Below are 15022 nucleotides of genomic sequence, written 5' to 3'. Positions count from 1 at the left end.
GTGTAGTCGTTTCTGAAGACGACGGGCTTGGCTTGTATCGATAGACCCGCTGAACGTGTAAAAGTGCGCTAATTTGGCTTATGCCTGCGTCGTCTCGATAGACGATGCAGGGCGCAGCAGAAGGAATGCTAAAGTATGCGCTTGACAGTAATATCGGCCAAAATCGCGCCGATCGGCAATGATGGAGCGGCAATGACAACGGTCTTTAAACACCCAAAAGATTTACATGCCTGCGTTGGTCAAGCATTGGCCTGCAGCGACTGGCTAGAAATTGATCAGGCGCGTATTAATTTGTTTGCCGACGCAACCGGTGATCATCAATGGATACATGTGGATCCAATAAAAGCAAAAGAAGGTCCTTTTGGTAAATGTATTGCTCATGGTTACTTAACGCTGTCACTCGTGAATTTATTTCTCCCCCAAATTATCGATGTGCAAGGTATTTCAATGGGGGTGAATGTTGGGTGTGAGCGCATTCGCTTTCCGGCGCCAGTGCCCGTGGGGTCTAAATTGCGGGGGCGCGGCGAATTGGTGTCGGTAGACGAGGTCAAAGATGGTGTGCAGTCTGTGGTGCGGGTGACCGTTGAAATTGAGGGCAATGACCGGCCTGCCTGTGTGGTCGATACCATAAGTCGCTATTACCCTGCGTGAAGGTGGCGATCATCTGCGGCAACCATTATTGCGAGCCTGATGATTGCTTTAGTCGCCTTATAGAGGCGCGCTTTCGCGAGTCCACGGTGTGGGTAGGGCGCCGTCGTGAAGACGGCTTCGGCATAATGATATTGGGCGCCGAGCGCCTCAATTTCTTCAGTGTCGGGGTGGGTGACTTTGTTGGCCTTTGGGCCGGTGAAGGCCTATTTTAACGGCGACGTTGATATCGGTGTCATCGTAAACGCCAATGCAATGCGGGCGATAGGCTGCCCTGAATTTATTGATAAGACGGTGCGCTTGGCGCCAATGGATAAGCAGGGGGGTGGAGGCCTTCCGGTCCTTGGTGCCGGGGTTTAATGTCAGTTGCGCAAGCCCGAGCACCACTCGCCCGTCGGCCCCTATTTTGACCCTTTGGGGGCGCGAGTACAGGGGGCGGGTGGTGGTCTGTCATATTGGCAGTGGGCTGTTTGCTGAAATGTACGCCGCGCCGCGGGGGTGAGCCTGCGAATCCGCCATTTCATCGCTTGAGTGTCTTTAATACCTATGTGGGCATGGGCGAGCGCACCGTGGTCGATCAGATCGCGGCGACGATATTTCAAAACGTATTCGGCCGTTTTCCTCAATGGCAGTTCCTCATTGTGGAGTTCGGTGCGGCGTGATTATCACGCTTGCTGAAAACATTTACCGCTGGGGCGACCACGAAATCTGCTTTGCCTTTGATAGGCCGTACTTGCCGAGTGCGGCATTTAAGTGTCATTTCAAAATTGTGCCCTTCCATGAAGGTGGCTTTTCACTAATTGCAGAGGCGGCAGGTATTGAGGCGATTGTGAATGGCTCCGACTATCCGTACCCTGAGGGTTTGCAGTGGGCCGTCGAGATGATGGATGAAATGGATGGCGTTAATGATGCGCAAATTAGAAAGGTAATGCGTGGAAATGCCGCGGCGTTACTGGGGTTTGGCAGATTAAGCTTTAGGCTAAGATTGTTTGGTTATGAAGTCAGGGTGGAATAACCATGTTTAGTCTAGGGTTTTTGGCCCTGTTTGGCAGATTATGTGTTATAACTACATCAATTAGTGGTTGCGTTGCTATCCGGTAAAGTACGTATCGGATGGTTGTCGCAGTGAATGCGGAGGTAGTCAATGGACTTGACTCATGGCAGTGTGCTTTTGGGGGACCGCGAGTTATTGGCGGACGTGCCCATGTATATAAACGCTGGCGGTAATTTTGTGCGCTGGGGCGGCTGTCTACACCTAAATAAGCAAATTAGCGAACTGCTTAACGGCAGTGACTACAGTATTCGTCTGCGCGATGGTCGGCTAGGTGATATCCGTATTCGCAAAGTGGTGAATACCAATGGCGCACTTCACGTTGAAATCCTATTTGAAGGCGTGGGCGAGCTTGCGCAAAAATCGTTAGATAGGCAGCAGAGCGGATAGTGTTTGGTCGCTTCTAAGTCAGTCGTTATTTATGACCCTTTTATCTCCCGCTTTCCCTTTACCTGGCCCGTGTTTTTTCGTTTGGGTTTAGTGCCTTTTCGCCGGTAAAATCAGTTGCTATTAAGACTCGCGCTAAGCGCTTAATTAGGCGATAGTGCGCGTCATTCGGGCGAATATGAGTGGTTTTGTATCGTGTACAAAGGTGAGCGCTTTAATAGTTTTACACATTTAGCCGGGGTGGTTGCCGCGCTAATTGGCAGTCTGTTGCTATTGTGGCCTGCGGTTGTGGCAGGCGACGGGTGGGCGATGCTGGCTTATGCTATTTACAGTATTTCCTTGCTTGCGCTCTATGGCTTTTCTACCTTGTACCACAGCTGCCGTGGTCCACGAAAAGCCTTGTTTCGTCAGCTCGACCATTTGGCCATATATTTACTAATTGCTGGTACCTATACGCCATTTCTGCTCGTCAGTTTGCGCGAGAGTGTTGGCTGGTGGATGTTTGGTGTGATTTGGTCGCTGGCGGCCCTCGGCATGTTGCTAGAGTGCGTGCCTAAAGCGAGCCGACGGTTTTGGTCAATTGCGGTGTACCTGCTAATGGGGTGGTTGGCCTTGTTTTTGATTAAGCCTCTTGGCGCCGTGCTCGCTCCCGCCGGCTTTAATTTATTACTTGCCGGTGGGCTCGCTTACACTGGTGGTATTGTGTTCTATGTTTTAGATAATAAAATTGCGCACTTTCATGGTGTTTGGCATCTTTTTGTTTTGGTGGGCAGTGTGCTGCACTATTGTAGCATTTATTATTATGTTGCCTAGTTATGCTATTTATTAGGGGTTAACTGTTGCGATTTAAGGTTTTGGCGGTATTCGGTGTTATCAATCTATTCTTTATCGTGGTAGCCTTGGTCGAGCCAATTAGCCTCGCTGAGCATGACTACGCTTGGCCCCACGCGGCGGTATTAATTCTAATTCAGGGCCTGGTCGCCCTTGCGATGCTGTATGTGGGCAGGCAAAAATTTGCGGCGGCCGATATTGCTGATAAAACCTACCCGGCAGTGGTCGTAGCCTATGTGCTTTGGTTGTGTATGGTGTGGCGCTGGTTGGCGCAATAAGCGCGTCGCAGCGTAATTGTTTGAAGTGAGTATTGTGAATGTTGTTGTGTGAAGTAAGTCCAAGGTTTTGTGAAACCGATGCCATGGGGCACATTAATAATACTGTGTTGCCGATGTGGTTTGAGTCTGCCCGCAGCGAGGTTTTTCAGATTTTTAACCCCAGTTTAGATCTCGCTAAATGGAATTTAATTCTGCGTAAAATTGATGTTGATTTTTTAGCGCAAACTTATTATGAATACCCTGCCCAGGTTCGTACACGTATTGGCCATATTGGTCAGTCTTCGTTCGTGGTTGAGCACGAGTTATGGCAGCGAGATCTAAAAACGGCCACAGGCTCGGCAGTGATGATATTTTTTGATTATAATACCCAGCAGAAATTAGACATTCCGGCTGATATACGCGCTGAATTACAAAAACTGAGCTGATATTTTCGCTTTAGGGTGGTGAGGTACGCCGCTTAATGCCAAAAAAGGCCAAAGGTTTCGCGGTAATTGTCGCCTCATGCCGGTATAATGCCGCCTCAACGCCATTGGCTGCGTTCGGCCGAATGGGGTCAAATGTTGCGGCGACTCTTGATTCCTACGGTAGCGATTATGCCCTCAGATACACCCGCGGCAGCGGATACAATTACTTTTGATGATTTAGGCCTTGCGCCCCTTATTTTGGCTGCAGTAAAGGCCGTTGGTTACGAAATTCCCTCGCCAATTCAGGCGGCGACTATCCCCCTTATTCTTGCCGGCAGAGATGTTGTCGGTCAGGCGCAAACCGGTACGGGTAAAACGGCGGCTTTTGCCTTGCCACTGTTGTCGCGTCTCGACGTAAATAGTCGTCGTACTCAAGCCTTAATATTGGCGCCGACCCGTGAGCTTGCTATTCAGGTTGCGGAGGCACTGCAGAGCTATGCGGCAAACCTACCTGGGTTTAATGTGCTGCCAATCTACGGTGGACAAGATTACCGCGGACAATTGGCGGCGCTAAAGCGCGGCGTGCAGGTGGTGGTTGGTACTCCCGGCCGGGTAATGGATCATATGCGTCGCGGCACCTTGAAATTAGATGATTTGACTAATCTGGTTCTCGACGAAGCTGACGAAATGTTGCGTATGGGCTTTATTGACGATGTTGAGTGGGTTATGTCACAAATGCCCGCTAAGCGCCAAATTGCCCTGTTTTCGGCAACCATGCCGTCAGCGATTCGCCGTATTGCCACAACGTATTTGACTAACCCTGAGCAAGTCACTATTCAGGCTAAAACCTCGACGGCGATTACTATTCGTCAGCGTTATTGGATGGCGCGGGGCCTGAATAAACTGGATGCATTGACTCGTATTCTGGAAGCCGAACCTTTTGATGGCATGATTATCTTTGTGCGAACCAAATTGGTTACCACCGAGCTGGCTGAAAAGCTCCAAGCTCGTGGCTACGCTGCAGCTGCGTTGAACGGTGATATTGCCCAAGCCCAGCGCGAGCGCACTGTAGAGCAGCTTAAAAATGGCCGCTTAGATATTGTTATTGCGACTGACGTGGCGGCTCGTGGCCTTGACGTTGAGCGTATTAGCCATGTTATTAACTACGATATTCCCCATGACACTGAAGCTTATGTACACCGTATTGGTCGTACTGGCCGCGCCGGTCGTAGCGGTGATGCAATCTTGTTTGTGGCGCCACGCGAAAAGCGTATGTTGCAAGCCATTGAGCGCGCCACCCGACAGTCTATTGAAGAAATGGGCTTGCCCAGTGCTGAGAACATCAATGCCCTGCGTGTTGATCGCTTTATGCAGAAGATCACCGATACCCTTGCCGGTACCGATTTGAGCTTTTTCCGTAAAATGCTGCAGGAATACGTCGCTAAACACGATGTGTCTGAAATTGATGTTGCCGCTGCGCTCGCTAGTCAGTTGCAAGGTGATAAGCCTTTACTGGTAAAAGACGCACCCAAGATGATGACGGATCGTCCGCAAAGTCGTGATAAGCCCGGAGGTATGTCGCGCAGGCCAGATACTGGCATGCAGCGCTACCGCATTGAAGTCGGTCGTCAGCACGGTGTGAGTGCTGGTAATATTGTTGGCGCCATCGCTAACGAAGCCAATATCGATAGTGCGAATATTGGCCGTATCTCGATTTACCCTGAGTTCACTACGGTAGATCTTCCGAAAGAAATGCCTGATGACGTGGTTCAGTGTTTACGTACTACTCGGGTCGCAGGTCAAGTGCTGAATATCTCCGTGCACGAAGGCGGTGATATGCCTATTGACGACCGAGAGCGCCCGCGCAAGCCGCGTGGTAAGCCCGGCGGTGACAAGGCGGGGCGCAAGCCGGTTAAGGCCAAGCCCAGAGTGTCAAATGCGGCGGCAAAATCAGCAAATGCAAAGCCGGGCTCAGCTAAACCAGCGCTGACTGGCACGAGAGAAAAGCGCGGCAAGGTTTAAGCTTTACGCGTTATACCTTAGACTCTTTGGCTACTCTAACCCAGAGCCCAGCCAGAGAGTTTAAGCGTGATTCTTCAGGTTTTTTTCAACTTCCTTTATCTCGGTTGTATTAGCTTTGGTGGCCCTGCGGCACACATTGGCTATTTTCGGCGGGTGTTTGTTGAGCAAAAAGCGTGGCTCAGTGAACAAGATTTCGCCGCGCATCTCGCCTTAAGTCAGTTTCTTCCCGGCCCGGCTTCTAGTCAGCTTGGCTTCGCAATTGGCTGCCAGCGCGGTGGGGTTGCTGCGGGCATTGCAGCGTTCCTTGGTTTTACCCTGCCTTCTTTCTTGCTCATGCTTGGTCTAGCCATATGGCAAACGGCTCTTCCTGAAGACAGCTGGGCGCATGGCATTATTAGCGGTTTAAAGCTCTTGGCCGTGGTCGTGGTGGCCGACGCTATTTGGAGTATGGCTGGGCAGTTTTGTCGGCAGCTAACAACAATCGTGATTACGATGATAAGTGCTCTGGTTTTATTGTTTGCGATGCACCCCTTGTGTCAGTTTGCCTTATTGCTAGGTGCGGCACTTTGGATGGCGGCGCGAGGGCAGCCCAGCGTTACGCTGGCAAAAGTCACCTTTACACCTTCGGCGTTGATCTGTCTTTTGAGCTTTGGCGGTTTATTGTTACTTGGCCTGCTGTTTCCGCAGAGCGTGTTTGGTATCTTTTATCAGGCTGGCAGCTTTGTGTTTGGGGGTGGCCATGTCGTGTTACCGCTGTTGGAGTCCTTCATTGGCGACAATGTCAGTAAGGACAGCTTTTTATTTGGCTATGCCGCCGCGCAAGCGGTGCCCGGGCCAATGTTTTCTTTTGCGAGTTATCTCGGGGCCACGCTCCGGCCTGATATGGCATTGGGCGGTGCGCTCATAGCGACTTTGGCGGTGTTTCTGCCAGGCTTTTTATTGCTGACGGGGGTGAGTGGGGTGTGGCGGCAACTCGCCCAGCATGGCCGGGTTGTGGCGGCTATTGCAGGGGTTAACGCTGTTGCGGTTGGAATGTTAGTGGCCGCGTGGGTCGATCCGGTGTTGAGTAATGCACCTAGAGACCCAGTGTCGATACTCCTCGGGATTGGCGGCTTATTTGTGCTGCGCAGCAAAAAAATACCAATTATTTGGATAATAGCGATTTTTTCTGTTTATGGGGCGGTGCGTTTTGTTGACTATTTCCCTTCTGGGTTACTGGGCACCTGGGTTATTTAGTTGGTCGACTAGACATAAAAAAGGAGGGCAAAAGCCCCCCTTTAAGTCGTAAGCTATAACACGATCATAGCCTTAGACGTGGACACCCTTCAATACCGCCGCCAGTGCCATTTGTTCGGTAGACACTTCGGGTGAGGTTGCGTCGCCTTCACCCTTCGCCGCAGATGAGTCCGGGAAGGTGCGGAACACGGTGTTCATGGTGATCTCTACCGCTTTCGGCATGATCGCATTGAGCACTTGTGCGGTAATTCCCAGGCCGGTCGCGATACGCTTGGGTCGACGGATAATGGCGTCACAAATCATGTCGGCGGCTTCTTCTGGCGACAAGGTTGGTACCGAGTTGTAGATTGAGGTTGGCCCAATCATCGGGGTTCTTACCAACGGCATATTGATGGTAGTAAAGGCAATATTGCGATCCGAAAACTCTGCAGCCGCACTGCGTGAGAACGCATCCAGTGCTGACTTCGATGCCGCATAAGCCGAGAAGCGCGGTGAGGTGCCGACAATAACCGCAATCGATGAAATATTGATCACGTGACCCGCCTTGCGTTCCAGCATTGATGGTGCCAAGCCCATAATCAGGCGAATAGCGCCAAAGTAATTGAGCTGCATGGTGCGCTCAAAGTCATGGAAACGTTCAAAGGTTAGCTCGAGTGAGCGACGAATCGAGCGTCCGGCGTTGTTGACCAGTACATCGACTTGACCGTGGTTTTCGATCAGGTTGGCAACCAGCTTGTCGCAGGAGGTTAGGTCAGCAACATCGCAGCTATAAGCAAAGCTGGTACCGCCTTTTTCAGCAATTTCCTTTTGGGTTTCTTCCAGTTTGTCTACTGAGCGGGCAACCAAAATAACCTTGGCACCAGCAGCGGCCAATTTCAGTGACGCTGCTTTACCAATACCAGACGACGCGCCGGTAATAACAATGACTTTGTCTTTGACGTTGCCGCGCAGTGAGCGATCTTTAAATAGATCAGGGTCGAGATTGCGCTCCCAGTAGTCCCAAATCTTCGCCGCGTAGTCTTCCAGCGCTGGCGGCTCAATGCCGCTGCCCTTAAGTGCTTTGAGCGTGTCACGGGTCTCGAAGCGGGTGGGCATATTCATAAAGCTAACCGCATCGCGGGGAATGCCGTAGTCGGCTAATACCGCATTGATAATGCGGCGCACGGGCGGCAGGCCTTTTACTAAGTTGAGGATTGAAGCGGGAATAAAGGCAAACATCCGCATGTCGATGCGCAGCGCAAAACGTGGCGCGTGGGCCGCTTTAGAGAAGATGTTAAGCACTTCGCCAACTTGCTGAGACGCGGGGTTCACTAAATGAAAGCAGCGTCCGTCTATGCCGGCCTTGTGTGACAAAAAGTCCATTGCATCGGCGACGTAGTCGACCGGTACAATGTTCATTTGGCCGCCTTCGATACCGATCAGCGGTAGCCACTGGGGTAGGCGATTGCGGAGCTTTTGCAACAGCTTGAAAAAGTAATAAGGTCCGTCGATTTTGTCGATTTCACCAGTTTTAGAATCGCCGACGACCATTGCTGGACGGTAGATGCGGTAGGGAATTTTGCACTCGCTGCGCACCAGCCCCTCAGAAACGTGCTTGGTGCGAAAGTAGGCGTGGTCCAAGCCCCTGGCTTCCTCGAACATGTCTTCGCGGAATACGCCGCGATACATACCTGCGGCGGCAATGGAGCTGGCAAGGTGGAAGCATTTAGCGTCCATGGCCTCGGCTGCCGCTATTGCATTTTTGGTGCCTTGAATATTGGCAATTTCTTGGCTTTCGGCATCGGCCTTGAGGTCGTAGATGGCAGCAAGGTGGTAGAACTGCTTAACAGAGCCTTTAAGGTTGGCCATGTCTTTGGCGCTAATACCGAGCTTGGCTTTGGATAAATCGCCGTACACGGCAACCAATCGGTCGCTACTTAGTCCGGTTTTTTGCAGCAGATCTTTGTATTTTTGCTTGGAGCTTCGGCGCACTAAAATATAAATGGTACCCTTGCGCTTGGCGAGCCGTTCAATAAGAAAGCGACCAATAAAGCCGGTTCCGCCGGTAACAAAATAACTCATAGGTGAATCTCCAGGTCTTTTGAAATCAGTGCTGAGTAAATCTATTATTCTTAGTTTAATGTGCCTTGATGAGGGGATACCGCCTCTTCCAAGTCGTCAAATGCATCGTGAATGTAATCACTGAGAATATCAAGGTTTGGCATCGCTTGACTGGCAACTAGACCAAATTGTAAACGGCCACCATAACTGTATAGCGTAATATTCAAGTGGTTGCTGGGTGTTAGGGCGCTAAGAGGGTACATTTCGTCGAGTTTGGCGCCTTTTAGGTACAAGGGCTTTGGTGGCCCAGGCACGTTAGACACCAAGGTATTGCCCAGTGGCGGCAGCACGTCGCCTAATTTAAGTGCTTCGCCTACCAGCGAAAGTCCACCTAATAAAACAGTATAGGCCATCACCGAGGCGGGTGGCACGCCGTCAATCTGGTAGCGAACATTGCGAAGGGTAAAGCCAATCTCCCGCAAACGCTCATAGGGGTCAGTCGTTTTATTCGCCAGTTCAACCAAGACTATGCCAATTTTATTGCCAAGGCTGTTATCGCCGCTCTTGCGCAAATTGACGGGCATCTGAATGGTGATGGGTTCATCGATATCGGCATCGCAATCTTGTAAATAGCGATGCAGTGCGCCGTCAATACACGTTAGCGCAATGTGATTTAGGGTCGACCGAGTTTGCTTGCGCAGTTTGGTAACTCGAGTCATGTCGACTGCCGCAGTGGCAATTTGGCGACCAGCGCTTACTTGGCCGGTGAGCGGGGTGTGGGGGTTCGCTTTATAGGGAACAGCAACCGCGTTTTTGGTGAGATTTAGGGCCTCTAGAGCCAGCTGGGCACTGAGCTTAGAGAGGCCTGCAATGGCTTTGATATAGTCTCCTGAACGGCCACCGAGCTGGCTTAAGACTTTCATGATCGAGATACTGTCGGCGGTGTGCTGCAGGCGCTTTTGGGGTAAAACCGACCAGATTGGCGTAACTGACTTGGTGCGCGCCGATTTGCTTAGGCTATTGACCAGCCATGAGGACATAGTAACGCCGTCCGCGTAGGCGTGGTGGAGTTTGGTGTAGATAGCAAAGCGTTGGTCATCGATGCCTTGAAATACATGCATTTCCCACATTGGGCGGCTTTTGTCGAGACGAATGCTGTGTAGCTCGCTTACCTCGGCATACAGGCTGTCACGGAAATCGTCGCCACTTAGAGTGTGGAAAAAAACGTGGTTTTCAATATTGAACTGATTATCGATTTGCCACTGCGGCGCGCTAAAACGGCTAAATTTTATGATCTGGTTAAAGGGGGCGCGAATTTCGTTAATATTACCTGCATACTCGGCAACAACGTGCTCAACGTAATTAGCGGCCGCCTTCGCTGGTTTGCGAAACATCAATAAACCGCCCACATGCTTTGGACTTGCGTCGGTTTCGGTTAGGAAAAAAGCCAGATCCATCACTGAAAGTTTTGCCATACGGTATTCACACCCTGTGTTTACAAAAATTATATAGTTACATGTTTTAAATTATAGCCTTAACTTATTGCGCTGCCCGCTATTTAATTTGAATACGCTACTAGTCTATGTCCTAATGTTTTTCGTAGCTATTGCCGCTTTTTTGTGGGCAAAATATTTTAGGTCAATCTGCGGCGGACCTGATTTTCTAAAGCTAACCCACAATAAGCCTATTTAACAGTGTGGGTGAGGGGTTGGGGTGAATAGTGGGGATAATAAAAAATGATAAAGGCCCTGCTAGGCCACATTAAGCGTTGGTATGCTATTCCGTATCTGTTTATGTGCATAATAGTGACCGTGCAAAGTGCATCGTATCACCTAAGTGCTAATGCCTTTAGCTGGTCGTGGCTGGGGGTGAGTGTCGCCATCGCGCCCTTGGTGCTGTTTATGGCAATTGCCTACTTTTTGCCCTGGTCGGGTATCAGTAATTATATTGTGCTCCCTATCGTAGCGGCCTTGCTTGGTGCGGTTCTGGCGATTATTGAAATGCGCTTGCTGCCGACGTTTTATACTTTATTTTTTGGTCTTGGTGGCGTGCTGATCTATATTTTTTGGTATTCTGATCTAGATCGACGAGATAACCCGGTCCTTAAAATGGGCGCAAAACTACCTGAGTTTACGGTTCAAACCATCGCGGGTGACGAGCTTCATTCATCTGCATTTCTGGGGCGTAAAACACTCTACATTTTTTATCGCGGCAATTGGTGTCCGGTTTGCTACGCGCAAATTCAGGCCTTGGCTGAGGAATATCAAGAAATTCAGCGTCGTGGGGTTGCGGTGGTCTTAATTAGTCCACAATCGCCGAAAAAGAGCGCTGAATTGGCTGAGCACCTAAATACCGCTATGCAAGTTTGCGTTGATAAAGATAATCGTGCTGCTAAACGTTTGGGCATCGTCCACCAATATGGCGTGCCACTTTGGGTATGGGGTTACGGAAGTGATACGGTGTTGCCGACCACTTTGATTGTGGATGAAAATGGCAGCATTGTATACGCCGATTTAACCGACAATTTTAGGGTCCGACCAAGAGTACAAACATTGATAAACGCCCTCGACGGCATGTGGTAATTCAATATGAGTTCAGAGATAAGTGCGGCGGCAACTGCCGTAATCGTTCGTGATGGCGAGGCGGGTATTGAAACCTTATTGCTACGTCGCCACAGTCAATTGAAGGTGAGCGGAGGGCACTGGGTGTTTCCCGGTGGCCGAATAGATCCCGAAGACTACCGGGGGGGCAGTGACGATGAGCAGGCTGCTCGTGTTGCGGCGCTTCGCGAAACACAAGAAGAATCGGGCTTGGTACTCAATCCAGAGTCCCTCGTGTTTTTGTCTCATTGGACTACCCCGCCAACCATGGGGCGACGGTTTGCGACGTGGTTTTATCTTGCGGTGGTGAATCACGACTTACCCGAGGTGCTTGTTGATGGCGAGGAAATGGACGCTTATTGCTGGGCAAGTCCAGGCGAATTTTTAGTGCAGCATCGGCGCGGTGAACTTGCCTTATTGCCACCGACGGTGGTCACCCTCGACGAATTGGATCGTTGTAATAGCGCCGCTGAGGCGCAACGGTTTTACGGTGAGCGGCCAGTGCCCTTTATTGCCCCGCGGATCTCGAAGCACAACGACGTTATATGTATGCTTTACGGGGGGGATGCCGGCTACGACGCGATTGACCCTACTGCGAAGGGTGCTAAAAACCGCTGTTACTTAGAATCTGGGGTTTGGCGTTACGACTTTTGTGAGGCCTAGCGCTGGACGAGTACTCGCGCCGAGTCGAGAGGGAGTGTGGCATCAACGCGTCGCCAATTTTTGATTACTTTATAGGCATATTTTAATGTGCCTACCGAACCGTTGTAGCGGGCGAGGGCGCGACTAACATCGCCATTCGCGCGATCCAGATAGTGCTCGAAGATTTTACATCCATAACGAGTATTGGTTGTAGTTTGAATAGCGTGTCACTTGAATGACCCGGTACATCTCGGCAGAACGGCATTAGCTGTATTAAGCCCCGGGGGCCAACTTTCGTGTGGCGCGGCTATTGGAGCTGTTTTCCGTCTCAATGTGCGCGAGTGCCAGCCTCGGTAGCAGCTGTGCCTAGGGCGTGTTTGTGCGTCAATGCCAATATTCGGAGGCGTTGTGCGGATCGCGCACATTGCGTCTAGTCACATATAGCCATCATTGTGATCGTTGAGCGACGGTGTTCTTATTATGGTCTCGTCGGCGAGGCTGGCTTCAATGGGGCCGCGCAGTGCATAGCTGCTTTCGGCAAAGGAATAATGAGAAACCCATAAATAAGAAAGTAAAGCTGCGATTGTGGCGGTGAGGCGTACAGGCATAACAATCCTAGGTTAGGGATATTCTGTTCGCATTTCTATTATTTAGCTCTGGGCTGATGGTGGCCGATGTGTGCCCTTGTTACCCTAACAGGGGCTTCAAGTCATTGAGTTAAATTAGATTTGCGCTTTAGTTTAACGCATTTTGAGCTTCATGAGGGCTAGTGGTCTGCATCAGACAAGCTGCCAAAATTAACCGCGAGGGATTTTTGGGTCTCAGGTGTTTAATCAATACGGCCGTAGCAATCTACTATTTCTTTGTTGGAGTACCTTATTATGAATACGAAATTAATCTTGTGTGCCGCATTGCTGAGCGCCTCTAGCGTGGCGGTTCAGGCTGGTGACGGTCCTGGTCGTCATCACAATCCTGATCTGAATCTCGACGGTGTTGTTACTACAGCTGAAATGCTGGAACATCGCCAAGGCATGTTTAAAAAAATGGACTTAAATGGTGATGGCTTTGTGACCGAGGCCGAAGCGGCGGCGGTGCGAGCGAAGATGGCGGCGAAGCGACAAAAAATGCACGAGGAAAAGGCCAAGGCGCGTTTTGCCAAGACTGATAGCAATGGCGACGGTATGATCTCTGCTGATGAGTTCTCTCGCGAGGCAGGACAAAAAATTGAGCTGCTGGATGCTGACGGTGATGGCGAGGTTAGTCGCCGTGAAATGCGGTCGGCTATGCGCGAAAAGCGGGGGAATTAAGTTGCTCAATCATTGCGCCGTCGCAGATTCTCGCTGAATGCTGATCGACGACAGTGAGTTAATGCGCCGGCTTGCCGGTGGCGATCAGCAAGCATTTGCAAGCTTGCTTAGTCGACACAGCAAATTGGTGCTTAATGTCTTGTACCGCATTGTACTGTCTCGTGATGACGCCGAAGACCTCTGTCAAGAGGTCTTCGAGCGGCTGTGGCGGCAAGCCCCACAGTGGCGTGATGACGCCAAACTAACAACTTGGCTATATCGTGTAGCAAATAACTTGGCGATTAATTTTCGTCAGCGAGTACAGCAGCGCTATGTGCTGAATGAAGATTTACTCATGGCTGAGTGTGATGCCGCGAGCGTGGATGCTGATGCCGAAGTCAGTATGCCTCTACTGGGGATGAACGATAATACTTTGTTGCGTGCCTTAGCTAGCTTGCCCGCCAACTATCGGGCGGTGCTAGCATTTCGGTTTTATCGCGATTTAGCGGTCAAAGACATCGCTGAAATTATGGGGATATCCGCCAAGGCGGTCGAATCGCAGTTAGGGCGGGCTAAAGCTCAGTTAAAGCAAAATTTGGGAGGTGGCGAGTGAATATAATGCAAAAATTCTTGGCCAATACACTGCGGAATTTTGGCAGTAACCGCAATACATGGCCTCGCTGGCGCCAATTTTTGCTCAGTATATGCATCGCGCTTAGCGATGCTTGCCGGCAAGATTGGCAGGCCGCGCAGCGCAAAGTGAATGCTGCAGACACCGCGCTGGCCCAGACTTATGTTGATGGCATAGCGGAGTTGACTGTCAGCAGTGTAATGACGCGGCGTTTGCACACAATTACTGCGCAGCCCCAGTGCCGTACTGGATTAGCATCTGAGTCGGGGGTGATGAAGGCGAAAATGCCTTTCTGGCAAATCAGCTGTGCTTCTGCGATGGCATCTGCCGTATTAGGGGTAGCATTGGGTGCGGGTGGTTACGTGGCTGAATTTACCGATTCCGATGTCGCTTACCTAGAGACCTCAATGACATACGAAGTGAGTGACTGGCTTGCGGGAGATATCCAATGACATCTAAGCGAGGGATTTTATTTGCCTTGTTAGCATCACTGATTGTGAACGGCGCGCTGATTGGTTTGTTTGTCGGCCATCGTATGGCGGGGGAAGATCGCCGTGCCATGCATGGCATGACTCGGCAACTGCTGCGCGATGAACCCAGCGAATTTGCTGAGCCAATGCGTAATGCGATGGAGGCTCACCGCGGTGAAATGCGCAATGCGTTCCGGTACATGCGCAGCGCGCGACGAGATATGTTTAAAATATTAAAAATGCCAGGGGTCACTACCGACGAGTTAAATCAAGCGTTAGCGCAAATTCGCGAGGCGGAAATGAATTTGAAAAAAGTCAGCCATCAGGTACTGGCGGAAGTCTTACCGCAGATGCCCGTTGATCAGCGTTTGCACTTTGCCAAGGCGGACATGATGCGGCGTCATGGCGGCGATGCCCATGGTGGTGATAGGAGAGTCCGCGAGGCAGGGATGTAGCTTAGTGTGCCAACGTAGTGCTTGGTAAGTAGTCAACAAGT

General features: G+C 50.8%; 20 protein-coding genes. 17 read left to right on the top strand and 3 right to left on the bottom strand.

The window, feature by feature from the left end; genetic code table 11:
• The first annotated feature begins 135 nt into the window (after positions 1 to 135).
• The 11 genes from ABYP33_RS01465 (at position 136) to chrA (ending at position 6857) form a co-directional block, all read left to right on the top strand.
• On the top strand, positions 136 to 651 hold the full coding sequence (locus tag ABYP33_RS01465) for a MaoC family dehydratase (RefSeq protein WP_373087529.1): 516 nt from the start codon (positions 136 to 138) through the stop codon (positions 649 to 651).
• Positions 648 to 863 carry a hypothetical protein gene (locus ABYP33_RS01460; protein WP_373087527.1) on the top strand — a complete coding sequence of 72 codons (216 nt, stop codon included), beginning with the start codon at positions 648 to 650 and terminating at the stop codon, positions 861 to 863. The genes ABYP33_RS01465 and ABYP33_RS01460 overlap by 4 nt, the downstream gene beginning before the upstream one ends.
• Positions 847 to 1008, top strand: a complete 162-nt coding sequence (locus ABYP33_RS01455; RefSeq protein WP_373087525.1) for a hypothetical protein — start codon at positions 847 to 849, stop codon at positions 1006 to 1008. The genes ABYP33_RS01460 and ABYP33_RS01455 overlap by 17 nt, the downstream gene beginning before the upstream one ends.
• Positions 1009 to 1118: 110 nt before the next feature.
• A complete protein-coding gene (locus tag ABYP33_RS01450) occupies positions 1119 to 1310 on the top strand; it encodes a hypothetical protein (protein WP_373087523.1) in 192 nt (63 codons plus the stop codon).
• Entirely contained in the window at positions 1307 to 1663 is a 357-nt protein-coding gene (locus ABYP33_RS01445; RefSeq protein WP_373087521.1) for an amidohydrolase family protein, read from the top strand. The genes ABYP33_RS01450 and ABYP33_RS01445 overlap by 4 nt, the downstream gene beginning before the upstream one ends.
• 129 nt (positions 1664 to 1792) lie before the next feature.
• Positions 1793 to 2089, top strand: coding sequence for a hypothetical protein (locus ABYP33_RS01440; protein WP_373087519.1), 297 nt, complete (start codon positions 1793 to 1795; stop codon positions 2087 to 2089).
• A 192-nt stretch (positions 2090 to 2281) separates the two neighbouring features.
• A complete protein-coding gene (locus ABYP33_RS01435; protein ID WP_373087517.1) occupies positions 2282 to 2899 on the top strand; it encodes a hemolysin III family protein in 618 nt (205 codons plus the stop codon).
• 26 nt (positions 2900 to 2925) lie between these two features.
• Entirely contained in the window at positions 2926 to 3195 is a 270-nt protein-coding gene (locus ABYP33_RS01430) for a hypothetical protein (protein WP_373087514.1), read from the top strand.
• A 38-nt stretch (positions 3196 to 3233) separates the two neighbouring features.
• A complete protein-coding gene (locus ABYP33_RS01425) occupies positions 3234 to 3620 on the top strand; it encodes an acyl-CoA thioesterase (protein ID WP_373087511.1) in 387 nt (128 codons plus the stop codon).
• Between the two features lie 168 nt (positions 3621 to 3788).
• Positions 3789 to 5621: a DEAD/DEAH box helicase gene (locus tag ABYP33_RS01420; RefSeq protein ID WP_373087509.1), complete on the top strand. Its 1833-nt coding sequence runs from the start codon at positions 3789 to 3791 to the stop codon at positions 5619 to 5621.
• Positions 5622 to 5687: 66 nt separating this feature from the next.
• The gene (gene chrA / locus ABYP33_RS01415; protein WP_373087507.1) at positions 5688 to 6857 is read left to right on the top strand and encodes a chromate efflux transporter; all 1170 of its coding nucleotides are present in this window, start codon (positions 5688 to 5690) and stop codon (positions 6855 to 6857) included.
• A 72-nt stretch (positions 6858 to 6929) separates the two neighbouring features.
• Here the strand turns inward: chrA and ABYP33_RS01410 are convergent, their stop codons facing one another.
• Together ABYP33_RS01410 and ABYP33_RS01405 are read right to left on the bottom strand one after the other, a co-directional pair.
• On the bottom strand, positions 6930 to 8918 hold the full coding sequence (locus tag ABYP33_RS01410) for an SDR family oxidoreductase (RefSeq protein ID WP_373087505.1): 1989 nt from the start codon (positions 8916 to 8918) through the stop codon (positions 6930 to 6932).
• A gap of 50 nt (positions 8919 to 8968) precedes the next feature.
• Positions 8969 to 10372 (bottom strand): wax ester/triacylglycerol synthase family O-acyltransferase, encoded by a 1404-nt coding sequence (locus ABYP33_RS01405; protein ID WP_373087503.1) that lies wholly within the window; start codon positions 10370 to 10372, stop codon positions 8969 to 8971.
• Positions 10373 to 10633: 261 nt separating this feature from the next.
• On the opposite strand from ABYP33_RS01405, the gene ABYP33_RS01400 reads away from it, so the two are divergent.
• Positions 10634 to 11479 (top strand): peroxiredoxin family protein, encoded by an 846-nt coding sequence (locus ABYP33_RS01400; RefSeq protein WP_373087501.1) that lies wholly within the window; start codon positions 10634 to 10636, stop codon positions 11477 to 11479.
• Positions 11480 to 11485: 6 nt separating this feature from the next.
• Entirely contained in the window at positions 11486 to 12160 is a 675-nt protein-coding gene (locus ABYP33_RS01395) for an NUDIX domain-containing protein (protein WP_373087498.1), read from the top strand.
• 413 nt (positions 12161 to 12573) lie between these two features.
• Here the strand turns inward: ABYP33_RS01395 and ABYP33_RS01390 are convergent, their stop codons facing one another.
• Positions 12574 to 12747, bottom strand: a complete 174-nt coding sequence (locus ABYP33_RS01390) for a hypothetical protein (protein WP_373087496.1) — start codon at positions 12745 to 12747, stop codon at positions 12574 to 12576.
• 273 nt (positions 12748 to 13020) lie between these two features.
• Here ABYP33_RS01390 and ABYP33_RS01385 point away from each other — a divergent pair, with 273 nt between their 5' ends.
• Genes ABYP33_RS01385 through ABYP33_RS01370 form a run of 4 tightly spaced genes read left to right on the top strand, consistent with a single transcriptional unit; the run spans position 13021 to position 14981 of the window.
• The gene (locus ABYP33_RS01385) at positions 13021 to 13446 is read left to right on the top strand and encodes an EF-hand domain-containing protein (protein ID WP_373087494.1); all 426 of its coding nucleotides are present in this window, start codon (positions 13021 to 13023) and stop codon (positions 13444 to 13446) included.
• A 37-nt stretch (positions 13447 to 13483) separates the two neighbouring features.
• The gene (locus ABYP33_RS01380) at positions 13484 to 14038 is read left to right on the top strand and encodes an RNA polymerase sigma factor (protein ID WP_373087492.1); all 555 of its coding nucleotides are present in this window, start codon (positions 13484 to 13486) and stop codon (positions 14036 to 14038) included.
• Positions 14035 to 14508 carry a hypothetical protein gene (locus ABYP33_RS01375; RefSeq protein WP_373087488.1) on the top strand — a complete coding sequence of 158 codons (474 nt, stop codon included), beginning with the start codon at positions 14035 to 14037 and terminating at the stop codon, positions 14506 to 14508. The genes ABYP33_RS01380 and ABYP33_RS01375 overlap by 4 nt, the downstream gene beginning before the upstream one ends.
• Positions 14505 to 14981: a periplasmic heavy metal sensor gene (locus ABYP33_RS01370; protein WP_373087486.1), complete on the top strand. Its 477-nt coding sequence runs from the start codon at positions 14505 to 14507 to the stop codon at positions 14979 to 14981. Before ABYP33_RS01375 ends, ABYP33_RS01370 begins: the two co-directional genes overlap by 4 nt.
• Positions 14982 to 15022 lie beyond the last annotated feature (41 nt).

Origin of the sequence: Zhongshania sp., from assembly GCF_041584495.1 — a bacterium.
Lineage (GTDB): Bacteria > Pseudomonadota > Gammaproteobacteria > Pseudomonadales > Spongiibacteraceae > Spongiibacter.
This window is presented reverse-complemented; position numbering and strand designations above follow the sequence as displayed.

Coding starts and splice junctions, on each gene's coding strand:
- ABYP33_RS01425 (WP_373087511.1), top strand. CDS start 3,234: ATGTTGTTGTGTGAAGTAAGTCCAAGGTTTTGTGAAACCGATGCCATG.
- ABYP33_RS01385 (WP_373087494.1), top strand. CDS start 13,021: ATGAATACGAAATTAATCTTGTGTGCCGCATTGCTGAGCGCCTCTAGC.
- ABYP33_RS01400 (WP_373087501.1), top strand. CDS start 10,634: ATGATAAAGGCCCTGCTAGGCCACATTAAGCGTTGGTATGCTATTCCG.
- ABYP33_RS01390 (WP_373087496.1), bottom strand. CDS start 12,747: ATGCCTGTACGCCTCACCGCCACAATCGCAGCTTTACTTTCTTATTTA.
- ABYP33_RS01380 (WP_373087492.1), top strand. CDS start 13,484: ATGCTGATCGACGACAGTGAGTTAATGCGCCGGCTTGCCGGTGGCGAT.
- ABYP33_RS01465 (WP_373087529.1), top strand. CDS start 136: ATGCGCTTGACAGTAATATCGGCCAAAATCGCGCCGATCGGCAATGAT.
- ABYP33_RS01440 (WP_373087519.1), top strand. CDS start 1,793: ATGGACTTGACTCATGGCAGTGTGCTTTTGGGGGACCGCGAGTTATTG.
- ABYP33_RS01410 (WP_373087505.1), bottom strand. CDS start 8,918: ATGAGTTATTTTGTTACCGGCGGAACCGGCTTTATTGGTCGCTTTCTT.
- ABYP33_RS01405 (WP_373087503.1), bottom strand. CDS start 10,372: ATGGCAAAACTTTCAGTGATGGATCTGGCTTTTTTCCTAACCGAAACC.
- ABYP33_RS01420 (WP_373087509.1), top strand. CDS start 3,789: ATGCCCTCAGATACACCCGCGGCAGCGGATACAATTACTTTTGATGAT.
- ABYP33_RS01395 (WP_373087498.1), top strand. CDS start 11,486: ATGAGTTCAGAGATAAGTGCGGCGGCAACTGCCGTAATCGTTCGTGAT.
- ABYP33_RS01370 (WP_373087486.1), top strand. CDS start 14,505: ATGACATCTAAGCGAGGGATTTTATTTGCCTTGTTAGCATCACTGATT.